The organism is Streptosporangium sp. H16, from assembly GCF_051918855.1.
In the GTDB taxonomy this organism is placed as follows: Bacteria; Actinomycetota; Actinomycetes; order Streptosporangiales; family Streptosporangiaceae; genus Streptosporangium.
On the sequence record NZ_JBPXMD010000030.1, the window covers coordinates 69,031 to 82,821 of the forward strand.

The 13,791-nt window shown below is 69.9% G+C and carries 14 protein-coding genes; 5 read left to right on the forward strand and 9 right to left on the reverse strand.

Features of this window, described 5'->3' with window-relative positions:
• Positions 1-253: 253 nt before the first annotated feature.
• Complete coding sequence (locus ACTOQ2_RS34815; protein ID WP_440105077.1) at positions 254-652, reverse strand: hypothetical protein; 399 nt, start codon at positions 650-652, stop codon at positions 254-256.
• A 325-nt stretch (positions 653-977) separates the two neighbouring features.
• Here ACTOQ2_RS34815 and ACTOQ2_RS34820 point away from each other — a divergent pair, with 325 nt between their 5' ends.
• Positions 978-1,784 carry an IclR family transcriptional regulator domain-containing protein gene (locus ACTOQ2_RS34820; RefSeq protein ID WP_440105078.1) on the forward strand — a complete coding sequence of 269 codons (807 nt, stop codon included), beginning with the start codon at positions 978-980 and terminating at the stop codon, positions 1,782-1,784.
• Positions 1,785-1,874: 90 nt separating this feature from the next.
• On the opposite strand, the gene ACTOQ2_RS34825 is transcribed toward ACTOQ2_RS34820, so the two are convergent.
• From ACTOQ2_RS34825 to ACTOQ2_RS34845, 5 genes are read right to left on the reverse strand one after another with little or no spacing between them, the layout of a single operon-like run.
• Positions 1,875-2,828, reverse strand: coding sequence for a quinone oxidoreductase family protein (locus ACTOQ2_RS34825; protein WP_440105079.1), 954 nt, complete (start codon positions 2,826-2,828; stop codon positions 1,875-1,877).
• A gap of 4 nt (positions 2,829-2,832) precedes the next feature.
• On the reverse strand, positions 2,833-3,195 hold the full coding sequence (locus ACTOQ2_RS34830; RefSeq protein WP_440105080.1) for a hypothetical protein: 363 nt from the start codon (positions 3,193-3,195) through the stop codon (positions 2,833-2,835).
• Positions 3,192-4,055, reverse strand: coding sequence for an extradiol ring-cleavage dioxygenase (locus ACTOQ2_RS34835; RefSeq protein WP_440105081.1), 864 nt, complete (start codon positions 4,053-4,055; stop codon positions 3,192-3,194). Before ACTOQ2_RS34835 ends, ACTOQ2_RS34830 begins: the two co-directional genes overlap by 4 nt.
• A gap of 29 nt (positions 4,056-4,084) precedes the next feature.
• Positions 4,085-4,909 carry a citryl-CoA lyase gene (locus ACTOQ2_RS34840; RefSeq protein WP_440105082.1) on the reverse strand — a complete coding sequence of 275 codons (825 nt, stop codon included), beginning with the start codon at positions 4,907-4,909 and terminating at the stop codon, positions 4,085-4,087.
• Positions 4,910-4,962: 53 nt separating this feature from the next.
• Positions 4,963-6,207, reverse strand: coding sequence for a CaiB/BaiF CoA transferase family protein (locus ACTOQ2_RS34845; protein ID WP_440105083.1), 1,245 nt, complete (start codon positions 6,205-6,207; stop codon positions 4,963-4,965).
• Positions 6,208-6,411: 204 nt separating this feature from the next.
• Between ACTOQ2_RS34845 and ACTOQ2_RS34850 the strand changes: the two genes are divergently transcribed.
• The gene (locus ACTOQ2_RS34850) at positions 6,412-7,872 is read left to right on the forward strand and encodes an amidohydrolase family protein (protein WP_440105084.1); all 1,461 of its coding nucleotides are present in this window, start codon (positions 6,412-6,414) and stop codon (positions 7,870-7,872) included.
• A gap of 124 nt (positions 7,873-7,996) precedes the next feature.
• Here ACTOQ2_RS34850 and ACTOQ2_RS34855 read toward each other — a convergent pair whose 3' ends face one another.
• The gene (locus tag ACTOQ2_RS34855; RefSeq protein ID WP_440105085.1) at positions 7,997-8,488 is read right to left on the reverse strand and encodes a DUF1992 domain-containing protein; all 492 of its coding nucleotides are present in this window, start codon (positions 8,486-8,488) and stop codon (positions 7,997-7,999) included.
• A gap of 157 nt (positions 8,489-8,645) precedes the next feature.
• Positions 8,646-9,224, reverse strand: coding sequence for a YdeI/OmpD-associated family protein (locus ACTOQ2_RS34860; protein WP_440069396.1), 579 nt, complete (start codon positions 9,222-9,224; stop codon positions 8,646-8,648).
• Between the two features lie 157 nt (positions 9,225-9,381).
• On the opposite strand from ACTOQ2_RS34860, the gene ACTOQ2_RS34865 reads away from it, so the two are divergent.
• Complete coding sequence (locus ACTOQ2_RS34865) at positions 9,382-10,284, forward strand: TIGR01777 family oxidoreductase (RefSeq protein WP_440105086.1); 903 nt, start codon at positions 9,382-9,384, stop codon at positions 10,282-10,284.
• A 48-nt stretch (positions 10,285-10,332) separates the two neighbouring features.
• On the opposite strand, the gene ACTOQ2_RS34870 is transcribed toward ACTOQ2_RS34865, so the two are convergent.
• Positions 10,333-10,878: a pyridoxamine 5'-phosphate oxidase family protein gene (locus tag ACTOQ2_RS34870; protein ID WP_440105087.1), complete on the reverse strand. Its 546-nt coding sequence runs from the start codon at positions 10,876-10,878 to the stop codon at positions 10,333-10,335.
• 408 nt (positions 10,879-11,286) lie between these two features.
• On the opposite strand from ACTOQ2_RS34870, the gene ACTOQ2_RS34875 reads away from it, so the two are divergent.
• Both ACTOQ2_RS34875 and ACTOQ2_RS34880 read left to right on the forward strand, forming a co-directional pair.
• Entirely contained in the window at positions 11,287-13,170 is a 1,884-nt protein-coding gene (locus tag ACTOQ2_RS34875) for an NAD(P)-binding domain-containing protein (RefSeq protein ID WP_440105088.1), read from the forward strand.
• The gene (locus tag ACTOQ2_RS34880; RefSeq protein WP_440105089.1) at positions 13,167-13,757 is read left to right on the forward strand and encodes a YdeI/OmpD-associated family protein; all 591 of its coding nucleotides are present in this window, start codon (positions 13,167-13,169) and stop codon (positions 13,755-13,757) included. Before ACTOQ2_RS34875 ends, ACTOQ2_RS34880 begins: the two co-directional genes overlap by 4 nt.
• Positions 13,758-13,791 lie beyond the last annotated feature (34 nt).

Here is a 13,791-nt window from a genome sequence, read left to right on the forward strand (position 1 = left end):
AGAACTCACCGGTCGGGTCCGTCACGGGGTTCGTGCTCTCGCCTTCCGAAGCCGCCCAGGTCCACCAGCGTCCCTGGATCGTCTCCGCCGGTGAAGGGGCCTGTTCCGGCGGGGCCGCCGGTCGCCGAGAGGTGGCCTGTTCCGGCGAGGCGATTCTTTCCGCACCGCTCTCCGGTGTCACCCCGCAGCCGGCGAGGAGACCAGCGGCCAGCAGAAACGGTACGGCGGATCTAAGAGACATTCGGGAATCATGTCAGCCGCCGACCAGCGGGACGAGCTTGATGAACGACACCACCGGATCGGCGGTCAGGTCGATCGTCTCGGACAGGTCGTCGATTTGCCGCTCCCCGACCAGCAGCACGAAACCGTTGCGCTGGAAGGCCCGTTCGGCGATGTCCGCCTGCCTCTCCCAGTCGACGCGCCGCCCGGCACCGGCGCCCGTCCGGTAGCCGTTCAGCTCTACCTCGGCGTCCACGGGACGGACCAGGCCGTTGAACCGGGCGGAGGGATCGGCATTGAACCGGGCGACCTCCTCGCGGACACGCAGCCGTACGAGCTCACGCGCCGAGATGCTCTCCGGAAGATCGGGAAGAGCGAACTCGTGCAGCGGTTTCCCCATTGCCGTCTCGTCGCGAAAGGTGACTGTCGCCATCCCGCAGCTCCATGGATCGGTGGAAACAATGCAGGGCAATCGATATCAGCTAGAACCGACAGATCTCACCCCGTGACCGGTCTCGCGGCCGGTGATCGCGCCGGAGAATGGCTACTTGTCCGCTCAGCGAGCGAAGGCGGTCGCCGCGGCGACCCGCCTGCCGGGGCGGGGGTGCGGCAGGACATGGCGGCATCTCCATCGTGCCGTGTCACATGGGCATATAGGCTGTGCGGTGAATATGCCCCATGCTCGATTGATTTGTCCGGATGCCGGTCCGCCCAGGAGTGGACCGCCCCGTGACACCCCTGCTGTGAGGAGTCGGTGAATGCCGAGGGAAGGCGTCGGACCGGATTTCATCGAGGCACTGGCCCGGGGGCTGGAGGTCGTCACCGCCTTCCAGCCGCGCCGGCCGGTGATGTCGCTGACCCAGGTGGCCACGGCGACCGGTCTGGCCCGGCCGACCACCCGCCGCATCCTGCTCACCCTCCAGGAGCTGGGCTACGTGCGCTCGTGCGAGGGCGGGTTCGCGCTGACCCCCAGGGTGCTGGAGCTGGGTGTGGCCTACGTGCGCTCGATGGGGTTGTGGGACGTCGCCCGCCCGCACCTGGAAAAGCTTGTCGCCCGTACCGGTGAGTCGTGTTCGATCGCCCAGCTCGACGGTTCCGACATCGTCTACGTGGCCAGGGTCGCGGTGCCCAAGATCGTGGGCCTGGCCGTGCAGATCGGCACCCGGTTCCCGGCGCAGGCGACCTCGCTGGGCAAGGTCTGCCTGGCCGCGCTGTCTCCCGAGGAGGTGGACCGCGTGCTGGCCGAGCCGTCCCGCTCCGGCATCGAACCGCGGCGGATCGGCCGCGAGGAGCTGGCCGCCGAGCTGCGCGAGGTCCGCGCGCGCGGCTGGGCGTTCACCGACGAGCAGCTCGCGCCCGGCATCCGTTCGGTCGCCGCGCCGCTGCGTGACGGGTCCGGGCGAGTGATCGCCGGGGTCAACGTCAACAGCCACGCCGCGGAGACCTCCCTGCAGCGGCTGCTGGAGGAGCATCTTCCGCCGCTGCTCCAGACCGCCGGTGAGATCAGCGCGGACTTCGCCCGGCTGGAGACGGTGCCCCACGTGACCCGTCCGGCCGCGTCCTGACCGGACGGTCCGGGCCGCCTGAGCCGTTCGGGCCGTTCGGGCAACCTGAGCTGCCTGGACCGTTCGGGCCGTTCGGGCCGTTCGGGCCGTTCAGGGAGTGAGGACGACCCGGCCGGTCGCTGTGCCCTCGTGCTGGCGCCGCCACGCCTTCCCGGCATCCCGCAGCGGCATGCTCTCGTGGGTGACGGACAGGGTGCCGAGCAGGGCCTGTTCGGCGATCGACGCGAGCGAGGCGGCGCGGCGCTCCGGGCTCAGCTCGTTGTTGGTGTAGCCGAGCAGGCGCAGCGACCCGCCGCGCAGGGTGGCCGAGTCGATCGGGCAGGTCTCGCCCGCCGAGCCGCCGAGGTTGACCAGCCTGCCGCCGGGGCGCAGGATGCGCGCGGCGGCCGCGGCCGGTACGCCGAACAGCGGGTCCAGCACCAGGTCGACCGGCCCGTCGGCGACGGCGGCGAAGCGCGCCGCCAGCTCGGCGACGTCCCCGGTGTCGAGCGCGACGACGGCATCGGCTCCGGCCCGCTCGGCCCGCTCCCGGGCGGCGGCGGACCGCGCGCCCGCGATCACCCTGCGGGCACCGGCGATACGGGCGAGCCGGACGGCCGCCTGACCGACCACGCCACCGGCGCCGAGCACCAGCACCTGCTCCCCGGCGACCAGCTCGCCGCGCCAGGTCAGCGCCTGGTGCGCGGCGACGGCCGACAGCCCCAGCGCGGCGATCGTCACCGGATCGACTCCGGCGGGAAGCCGCACCACGTCGCCCGCCGGTACGCGGGCGACCTCGGCCATGCTCCCGTCCCCCGGCGCCATCCCCGCCGAGGTCGCGAACCACACCGGCTCGCCCCCGACGGTCCCGACCCCCTGCACGCCCGGCACGTACGGGGTCCGCGGCCTGCCGAAGTAGGACGTGCCGCTCGCGCACAGCAGGTCCAGCGGGGTGACGGGTGCGGCCGTGACCGTGACCAGCGTCTCGCCGGGGACGGACGCGGGCGCGTCCCGCTCGACGATCACGGGCGGACGGCCGAGTTCCTGGATCTCCGCCGCGCGCACGGGCTCAGGTGGCGATGTCGGGATAGGGCAGTGCGAAGTGCGCGAGCCTTTCGGCGTACTGGCGCTGGAAGCCGAGCGGCTCGTCGTGGTCGCGTTCGAACATCGCGATGAAGAGGGTGAGGGTGAGGAACGGATGCGCCCCGAGCTCGAACAGCGTGGTGTAGTCGTGCTCGGCGAGCGCGGCGCGTTCGGTGTCGTCGAAGGACAGCCAGGTGCTCGACTCGCCGTCGACGCAGTTGAGGATGCGGTTGGCCTGCTCCCTCTCCCACCACTCCACGGTGCCCCTGGGGTCCTCGCGGTAGCGCTCGACGAGTTCGGGGTCGCGGTCGACGGTGTAGAGGAACTTGTTCAGCAGGTATTTGCTCACTGGCCGGCTCCGTTCGGGTACCAGGTGAAGTAGGCCTCCATGGTGTGGAACAGGTCGTAGGTGTCGACGTAGTCGGCCTTCCTGCCCTCGCCCGCGACGCCCATCATCAGCATGAAGTCCATGAAGCCGTGGGTGGCGTTGCCCGGCGCGTGCAGGCTGTCCAGCGTCACCTCCGACAGGCAGCCCTCGAGGTCGCCGGTGGAGATCCACTCCACGGCGCGCCGGTCGAACTCCGGGTCGGGGCCGTGCGGGCCGAACTGCCGGGGCCCGCCCAGCTCCAGTGACAGGTGCCCGGTGCCGATGACGGCGACCCGCACGTCCTGCGGCCAGGACTCCACCAGCTCGCGGATCGTCTTCCCGAGCTGCACGAAGCGCTTGGGCTGCGGCAGCGGCGGGGCGAAGATGTTGGTGTAGACCGGCACGATCGGCAGGTCGTTCTGCGGGCGCAGCGTGATGATCGGGCACGTGATCGAGTGGTCGATCCGCAGCTCGTTGGAGAACGCCAGGTCGAAACCCGCGTCCATGCCCTCGCGCAGCAGGTAGGCCGACAGGTCCTCCTGCCCCCTGAGCAGCATGCGCGGCAGCCCGAACTCGCGTTCCTCGTTGTAGAAGTTGGCGTCGTAGAACGGCGCCTTGCCGATGAGGAACTGCGGCATGTTGTCCAGCCACAGCTGGTGGAAGTGGTCCGAGCCCACCATCACCAGCACGTCGGGGCGCGCCCTGGTCAGGGTCTCGCGGAACGCCTCGACCTTGCGCACCCACTCGTCGGCGAACTCCGGGCGGTCCGCACCCGTCGCGGTGCTCGCCCGGTAGTAGAACGGGTGGTGCGTGGACGCGACCACCGCGACCAGTTCGGCCATCGGATCTCCTTGTCAGACGGTCTGCGAGGTTAGGGGCGGTCTTCCGGGGTGTACGGAACGGGCCCGACGGAACGGTTGTTGAGGTCCACCGAGAGGAAGATGTCGTTGCCGACCGGGTTGCGGATCTCCTCGGCGAGCTGCCCGATCAGCCCGGCGGTCCTGGCGAGCAGGGCGAACCCGCGCAGCAGCTCCAGCGGCAGGCCCAGGTCGGCCAGCGCGGCGCCGCACACCCCGGCGCCGTTCAGCGGCAGCGTCCGGCCCAGCACCCGCGGGTGCATCCGGCCGATCGCGGCGAACAGCGACAGGTGCGGCCCGAACAGCCCCTCCTCGGTGGCGATCTCCATCAACCGGGGGGTGCGCGGGTCGCCCTCCTTGTGGACGTGATGGCCCAGCCCGGGGACGAACCTCCCGGCCGCGCGCCGATCCTGGACGGTCTTGAGGGCGAGGGCGTCCCAGCCGTCGTCGCTGTCCGGCAGGTCGCCGTCCACCGAGGCCAGCACGTCGTGCAGGAAGCGGCCGGTGTCCTCGGTGACGCCCAGGAACCTCGATCCGCCGCCCAGCAGGCCCGCCGCGAGCGCGCCCTGCACCGAGTCGGGCGCCGACAGGTAGGTGAGGCGGGTGACGATCGCGGTCGGGGTGAAACCGTGGTCGGCCAGCGCGGCCAGGACGGCCTCGAACACCCGCACCTCGCCGCGCTCCGGCCGCCGCTGGGTCGCGAGCCAGAACGCCAGCTCGCCGAACCCGACCTCGCCCATGACGTCCGCCGCCAGGTCGTGGCCGAGCAGAGTGATCTTCTTGAGACTGGAGGCGCCGAGCGCGGTCGGGTACTCGGGACGGTCGATCCGCTCAGCCACGGTCGTCCTCCTCCGTGAGCCGTTCGCGCGGTTCCACGTGGTGCTCGTCCGGTTCAGTCACGGCCGTCCTCCTTCGCGGGCCATCCGCGCGGTTCCACGTGGTGCTCGTCCGGTTCCGCCGCGGTCGTCCCCTCTGTGAGCCATTCGCGCAGCTCGGCGCCGTGCTCGTCCAGTTCGGGAGGCGGCAGCCGGTAGCCGGCCGGGGTCCGCGAGAACCTGATCGGATGCCGCGTCGTCGGCACCGCCCGATCGTCCTCCCCCACCTCCACGATCGGGTCCAGCTCGAAGCGCTCGGCCATCGCGAACCCGCCGTCGATGGTGTTGATCGGGCCGCTGGGCACACCGGCCGCCACCAGCAGCTCGAACCACTCGACCGCGCCCCGCTCGGCCAGCCGCTCGACGAGGATCGGACGCAACTCGTCACGGCGCTCGGTGCGGTCGGCGTTGCGGGCGAACCGGGGGTCGTCGGCGATCTCCGGGATGCCCAGGACCTCGCACAACCTGCGGAACTGGCCGTCGTTGGCGGCGGTGACGATCAGGTCGTTGTCGGCGGTCGGCAGCGGCTCGTACGGGAACACGCTGGGGTGCGCGTTGCCCATCCGGTAGGGCACCACCCCGCCGGCCACGTAGGCGGAACTGTGGTTGACCAGCCCGGTCAGCGCCGACGACAGCAGGTTCACCTCGACGTGCTGTCCCTGGCCGGTCGCGTCCCGGTGGCGCAGCGCCGCGAGGATGCCGATCACGACGTGGTTGCCGGCCATCACGTCGAACGCCGACATCCCCGCGCGGTAGGGCGGTCCGTCCGGATCCCCGGTCAGGCTCATCAGGCCGGAGATGGCCTGCACCATCAGGTCGTACCCCGGCACGTCGCGCCCCTTGCCCGACCCGAAACCGCTGATCGAGCCGTAGACCACGCCGGGGTTGGTCGCGCGGACGCTGTCGTAGTCGAGGCCGTACTTGGCCAGGCCGCCGGGCTTGAAGTTCTCCACCACCACGTCCGCCCTGCGGGCCAGCTCGCGGGCGAGCCCGGCGTCGGTCTCGTCGCGCAGGTTCAGCGCGATCGAGCGCTTGCCGCGGTTGACGCCCAGGTAGTAGGTCGACACGTCGCCGCGAACCGGTGGCGTCCACGACCGTGTCTCGTCGCCCCCCGGGCTCTCGACCTTCACCACCTGGGCGCCCAGGTCGGCCAGCAGCATGGTGGCGTACGGCCCGGCCAGCACCCGGGAGAAGTCCGCGACCAGCACCCCCGACAGCGGCCCCCCGGAGGCCCCGTCCGGCGACGCAACGCTCACTGACATCCAACTCCCTTGATGGTCCGCTCAGTGGACATATGTCCGCTCCGTAGATTCTGGCAAACATGCGCCACTCGTCAAGGAAAGCCCGGGTAAAAAAGATCTATTGACAGCCCGGAAACGAGGCGTGACAGTACGGAGAAGCATGGTGACCGTAAAGCGGACATGCGTCCGGTCACGTGATCTGGTAGCCGGTGAGGAGTTCTGGTCATGAGCGAACGGATTCGGTTCGAGGCCGACCGGCCGGTGGTGCTGCGCGGAGGCACGGTGCTGCCGATGGACGACGGGCGCCGGGTGCTCACCGACACCGACGTCCTGGTCGTCGGCGACCGGATCGCGGCAGTCGGGCCCGGACTGCCCGTGCCGGACGGCACCGCCGAGATCGACGCAACCGACGGCATCGTGATGCCCGGAATGATCGACACCCATCGGCACATGTGGCAGACCGCCATGCGCGGCTACGGCGCCGACTGGACCCTCACGCAGTACTTCATCTGGTACTACCTGGAACACGGCAGGCTCTTCCGGCCCGAGGACATCCACGCCGGCAACGTGCTGGCCGCCATCGAGGCCCTCGACGCCGGCGTCACGACCGTCGTCGACTGGTCACACGGGCTCCAGACGGTCGACCACGCCGACGCCGCCGTGGACGCGCTGCGTTCGGTGCCCGGCCGGTTCGTGCTGGCCTACGGCAACATCCAGCGGGCGCCCGCGGACTGGACCGCCGCCCCGGAGTTCCGCGACTTCGTCCGGCGGCGGATCACCGGGGACGACATGCTCGGCTTCCAGCTCGCCTTCGACGTCACCGGCGACCCATCCTTTCCCGAGAGGCCCGCCTTCGAGGTCGCCCGCGACCTCGGCGTCGCGGTCACCACCCACGCCGGAGTGTGGGGCGCCACCAGCGACGACGGCATCCGGCTCATGCACGAGCACGGCTTCATGAACCCCGAGACGGTGTACGTCCACGCCGCCTCGCTGTCCGCGGACTCCTACCACCGCATCGCGGCCACCGGCGGCTCCATCTCGATCTCCACCGAGAGCGAGCAGAGCGCGGGCCAGGGCTACCCGCCCACCTGGGCCATCCGGGCCCACGGCATCCCGGTCTCGCTGTCGATGGACACCAGCGTCTGGTGGAGCGGCGACCTCTTCTCCGCCATGCGCACCACGCTCGGCGCCGACCGCTCCCGCGAGCACATGGAGGCCCACGCCAAGGGCGACACCGTCACGCACTGCGGCCTGCGCGCCGACCAGGTCGTCGACTGGGCCACCCGCGGCGGCGCCCGCGCCCTCGGCCGTGACGGCGAGCTCGGTGCCCTGGAGGCAGGCCGCAAGGCCGACATCGTCCTGATCCAGAACGAGCGCTCACCGGTGTCGTTCCCGCTGCTCAACCCCTACGGCCACGTCGCGTTCCAGGCACAGCGCGGCGACGTGCACACCGTCCTGGTCAACGGCCGCGTCGTCAAGCACGAGCACCGCCTGCTCGGCGTCGACCTGGCCGCCGCCCGCAGGAGGGTCGAGCAGACCGTCGAGCACCTGCGGAGCGCGATGGGAGAGGAGGAGTGGCGGAAGGGAATGAACCCCGACATCCCCCAGACCACTCTCCTCGACAACCCGTACACCTACACCGACTACCACAGCGACTCGACGCACACCCGCCGGGAGTCCGAGTAGGGCAGGGACACCCGGAAGATCGCGCGGTCCGCATGCCGGACCGGGACAGGGCGAACCGCGGAGAAGGAGGCGTCCAGGTGGACGGCGGCCCCCACGCGTTCGAAGCGTGCCGGGCCGATAGAGATCAGCCGTGCCTTTTCCGGTTCGGGCGGAGGAACGAGAGGAACGAGCGCCGTTCACGTGGCGGTTCGGGGGCGGGGGCGGGCTTCTCCTCGGCCGGATGGCGGGCCCGCCAGTCGGCGACGACCTCCTCCACGTCGATGAGCGGCTGGAAGAGCGGCGGGCCGGACAGGGGTTTTCCGTAGCTCTCGCGGATCCTGTCGTTCATGCCGTCGATGATCTTGCGAGCCTCGGCCTCCGTGCGCGCTCCCACCGCCGCCGCCCGGGACTCCTCGGCCTCCTTGCGCAGCGCGAGCGTTCCCGGCAGCGGGAAGGCCAGGTTCTCCTCAAGCATCTTCTGCTTGATCCACCACATCTCGTCCTGCGGCTTCCCCTCGCCGGGGAGGGGCTTGCCCGCGCCCGGCAGGTTGTCGAACTCCCCGCGTTCGGTGGCCTCACGAATCTGCCGGTCGATCCACGTCTCGAAACTGACTCCCGGTGGCTTGCGTTCCGTCACGAATCTCACCTCTCATACCGCGGCCGGCATCACCTTCGAGGGTAACGAGGAGGGTACGGCGTCCGCGGCAGCAGGCCGAGGCGACGGAAGACGTTCTGTCAGGGGAGGTGGCGGAAGACGTTCTGCCGGGGGAGCCCGCGGCTGTCCGCGCGACCCCTTATCCCGATTTTTCGCTCTTGGACAGCATTTCTAGGACTTTGTCGAGCCGGGCCTTCCTGTTCTCCGGCGTGAGCGCCTGGAGCAACGGCAGCATCACCAGGTAACGCCCGGTCTTGTCGAGCGCCTCGAACGCCTTTTCGGCCTTCGGGTTCGCGTCGAGCGCCGCCGCGAGGTCGGGGGGCACCGTCGCCGTCTTCTGCGACTCGTAGGCCACCGCCCAGCGCCCGTCCTCCTGTGCCTTGCGCACCTCGGCCAGCCCGGGTTCGCGCATCCGCCCGGCGGCGGTCAGCATCGCGACCTTGTCGACGTTCACCTGCGACCACAGGCTCCTGGGCCGGCGCGGCACGTATTTCTGCAGGTAGTACTGCTCGTCGAGGGGAAGCCGCTGGCCGGAGATCCAGCCGTAGCACAGCCCGACGTCGACCAGTTCGTCGGAGGTGACTGTCGGGATGCCGGACTTCTTCTTGGCCAGTTTGATCCACAAGCCCTCGTGGCGCGTGTGGTTCTCGGCGAGCCAGCTCTCGAACGCCTCGGCGTCCGCGAAGGCGATGATCTCCACTCCGTCGCGCTCATCCATACGGATCAGGCTATCCGCCCGTCGCGCTGGTGGAGATCGTCGGATGCCGGGCCCTCGAACCGGTGGCGGGCCGGCCAGGCGATTCCCTATCTTTCCCGCCCGGAAAACCTTTCGTCGGCTTGACGCGGGACGACGCGGGCGAAGTAACGTGAATCACATGCTGATCGTCGTCGCGGGATCGACCGGTCTTATCGGCAGAACAGTGGTCTCCGAGCTCCGCGAGGCGGGTCACGAGGTGCGCAGGCTCGTCCGGCGCGAACCGGCGGCGGAGGACGAGCACGAATGGGATCCCGCCTCCGGCACGATCGCGCGGGAAGCGCTCGACGGGGCCGACGCCGTGATAAACCTGTGCGGCTCGTCGTTCCAGGGCCGGTGGAACGCGGCGCGTAAGCGGCGCATCCGTGCCAGCCGCATCGAGCCGGCCAGGACGCTGTCCGAAGCCGTCGCCAAGCACGGCATCCCCACCCTGCTCAACGCGTCCAGCCTGAGCTTCTACGGGAACACCGGCGACGTCGCCGCCGACGAGACATCGGGCGAAGGCTCCGGCTTTCTCGCCGAGATGGTCGTCGACTGGGAGGCCGCGACCGCGGTGGCGCGTGACGCGGGCAGCCGGGTCGTGCTGCTGCGCACCGGCCTCGTGCTGTCGCCCGACGGTGGCCTGCTCAGCCTGCTCAGACCACCGGTCCAATGGGGAATGGGCGGGCGGCTCGGCGACGGCAGGCAGTACGTGGCGTGGATCAGCATGCCGGACGAGATCGCCGCCATCCGGTTCCTCCTGGACAACCCGGATATCTCGGGGCCGGTCAACCTGTGCGCGCCGGACCCCGTGACCAACGGCGAGTTCACCAAGGCGCTCGGCCGGGCACTCCGCCGGCCCGTGCTCCTGCCCGTGCCGAAGGCGGTGGTCAGGGCCGTGCTCGGCGAGGCGGCCGACGAGCTGGCGCTCATCAGCCTGCGCGTGGTTCCCCGGGTGCTGTGCGACGCGGGGTTCACGTTCCGGCACACCGACTTCGACACCGCGCTCGCCGACGTCCTGCGCCCGTCGATGCCGGATCGGTGACGGGGACCGGCGCCGGGCGGCTCACGCGCCGGCGCACGGCGCCCACCGCTAGGACGAGGCCGACCGCTGGGACGAGGCTCCGGCGAAGCGGTAGCCGGTCTGCGCGTGCGGCTCCTTCCCGAACGCGAGCACCTTGGCCGGCTCGATGCGGAACACGACCGCGGGGTGGCCCGCGACCTGGGCGACGTCGTCGACGAGCTCCAGGCTCCAGCTGTTGTGGGCGCCGTACTTCGCGTCGAACGCGCCGACGATCCCCGGCAGGGCCTCGGGGGCGGTGATCTCGGCGGCCGTGCCCTCGACGACGATGTCGAGGCCCTTGGTCCACAGATTGTTCCCCGTCGTCACCGCGACCTTCCCGCTGTGCTCCAGGTTGCGCATCTTCTGCTCGATCGAGGCGGTGGTGAAGTACATGGCGTCGTCGTGCCACACCGCGACCACCGGTGTCACGTGGGGTCGGCCGTCGGCGCGGACGGTCGTCAGCCAGAACAGCTCGGCCGTCTCCAGCAGGTCCAGGGTCTCCCGCCACGAGGTGGGCTCCACTCCCGGTTCGCTGTAACGCACGTCCAGCCTGGCCTCGGGGTAAGTGATGGACATCGTTTCTTCCTTTCTGCCGTGCGGGGGGCGGACAGGGATGATTTCGATCTCGCGAAACCATGGCCGCGGTGACGGGAAATGATGTTCCGATCACGAGGCTACGACCGTGACGACGGGCGGGCAATGACGTCGCAATAAGGGGTGTCTTTCGTATCGATTAAGCCCGGTGGTGATCCGGATTCGCCGCCCAGGACGAGCAGGGGCTTCTCCGGATTCAATAAGAAATTATTACCCGGCTCAATAAGTAATCCTTATGGCGTGCTCGTTGTCCCTAAAGGTGTTACCGGCATAACTTGATGGCAGGTAAACGTAGTCGGAGGGAACGAAGGGGAAACGGGAGGCCCGGGGCACGCCCCTGCACCTTCCGTCCACCGACGTCGGGAAACCGATCGCAAGGAGGAAGTAATTATGGAGGACGTCTGCATTATCGGAGCAGGCTCGTCAGGGATTGCCACCTGCCAGGTTCTGCACGAGCGCGGTATCGCCTTCGACTGTTATGAGGCCGGCTCCCACGTCGGTGGAAACTGGCGTTATCTCAACGACAACGGCCTGTCCTCGGGCTACCGGTCGCTGCACATCAACACTTCTCGGCATCTGACGGAATACCGCAGCTATCCCATGCCCGACGACTATCCGGCCTACCCCACCCACTTCCAGATGGCACGGTATTTCGACGACTTCGTCGACCACTTCGGATTTCGTGACGCGATCTCCTTCCGTACGGAGGTCACCCACGTGGAGCCCGCCGACGGCGGGGGCTGGAACGTGACCGTGCGCCACCGCGACACCGGAGTCGAGACCAGCCGTCACTACCGGGCGGTGGTGGTGGCCAACGGACACCACTCGGTCCCCCGCTATCCGGAGCCGCCCTTTCCCGGCGCGGACACCTTCACCGGCACCCAGACCCACTCGCACTACTACAAGGTCCCCGACGAGTACGTCGGCAAGCGGGTGCTCGTGCTCGGCCTCGGCAACTCGGCGTCCGACATCGCGGTGGAGACCTCCACCGTCTCCGAGCGCACGTTCATGGCCATGCGCCGCGGGGGATACGTCTTTCCCAAGTTCATGTTCGGCAAGCCCAGCGACGACCTCATCAGCCCCTTCCTGACCAGGGTGCTGCCGCGGGAGGCACAGCGGTGGGTGATGGCGGGCCTGCTGCGCCTGACGGTCGGCAAGGTCACCGACTACGGGCTGCCGGAGCCGGGCCACAAGCTGTTCAACGCCCACCCGACCGTCTCCGAGTCCCTGCTGGCCCGCCTCGGCCACGGCGACATCACCGTCAAGCCGAACATCGCCCGCTTCGAGGGTGACACGGTGCACTTCACCGACGGCAGCAGCGAGGCCATCGACGCGGTCATCTACAGCACCGGCTACAAGGTCAGCTTCCCGTTCCTGGACGAGACCGTGATCGCGCCCACCGACAACGACGTCTCCCTGTTCCACCGCGTGGTCGACCCCAACCACCCCGGCCTGTACTTCGTCGGGCTCTTCCAGCCCCTGGGGGCGACCACGGTGCTGTCCGAGGCCCAGTCCCACTGGGTGGCCGACCTGCTGGACGGCAGTGCCGCGCTGCCCTCGCCGGAGCAGATGCACCGGGAGATCGCCCGCTACAAGGCGAAGCTTTCCAAGCGCTACGTGGCCTCCAAGCGCCACACCATGCAGGTGGACCACTATCCCTACCTGGCCGAGCTGGACCGTGCGCGGCGCGACGGAGCCCGGCTCGCGCTGGCGACGTCCAAGGCCGAGGCCAAGGCCGCCGCGAACCGGCGCCCCGACGGCTACCAGCCGGAAGAGGCGTCGGTCTGGATCGACGCCGATCCCCACGTGGTGTGGGAGCTCGTCAGCGACGTGACGCGGATGGGGCAGTGGAGTCCCGAATGCCGTCGATGCGTCTGGATCGGCGGCAGGCGCGGGGTCGGGGCGCGCTTCGTCGGGGTCAACCGCCGTGGCTGGGTCGTGTGGGTCACCACCAACGAGGTCGAGCGGGCGGAGCCGGGCAAGTCCTTCGCGTTCCGCACCAGGACCAACGGCGTGCGCTGGAGCTACCGGCTGGAGCAGGAGGGCGGGGGCACCCTTCTCACCGAGCGGTGGGACGTCTCCGGGCAGAGCGCCGGGCAGCGCAAGCGCACCGCGTCCTTCGCCAACCTGGCGCTCGGCGGCTACGAGGGGCACACCGAGGAGCTGCGCGACGGCATCCACAAGACCCTGGAGCGCATCAAGGCCGCCGCCGAACAGCGGGCCCGGCCCACCGCGGCCGAGGCCGGGGGCATCCACGCCGGAGGTGTCCGGTGACGGGCGACAACCTGCACTTCACCTCGGTCGACGAGTTCGCGACCTGGCTGGAGGCGAACCACCGGACCGCCGACGAGGTCTGGGTCGCCCTGCCGAAGAAGGGCACGGAGGTGCCCTCGGTCACCAGGTCCCAGGCCCTGGACGTCGCCCTGTGCTACGGCTGGATCGACGGCAAGGCCTTCTCGGGAAACGCGCCGGACGGCTGGTGGGCCCAGCGCTTCTCGCCGCGCCGGGCCCGCAGCTCATGGTCGAAGATCAACTGCACCAAGGTCGAGAAGCTCATCGCCGCCGGCCGGATGCGGCCGGCCGGGCTCGAACAGATCGAGCTGGCCAAGTCCGACGGCCGCTGGGCCGCGGCCTACGCCCCGCCGAGCACCGCCGAGGTCCCCCCTGACCTGAGAGCGGCGCTCGACGCCTCTCCCGCCGCGGCGGCCGCCTTCGCCGCCCTCAGCAAGAGCAACAGCTACCAGATCCTGCTCACCATCCAGAAGGCGAAGAAGCCCGAGACACGGGCGCGCAGGATCGCCGGCTACGTCGAACGCCTGGAGGCCGGGGAACCACCCCACGGCCCCCGGAGAAAGCCCTGACACCTTTCACCCACCGTACGACCCGTGGTGCCCG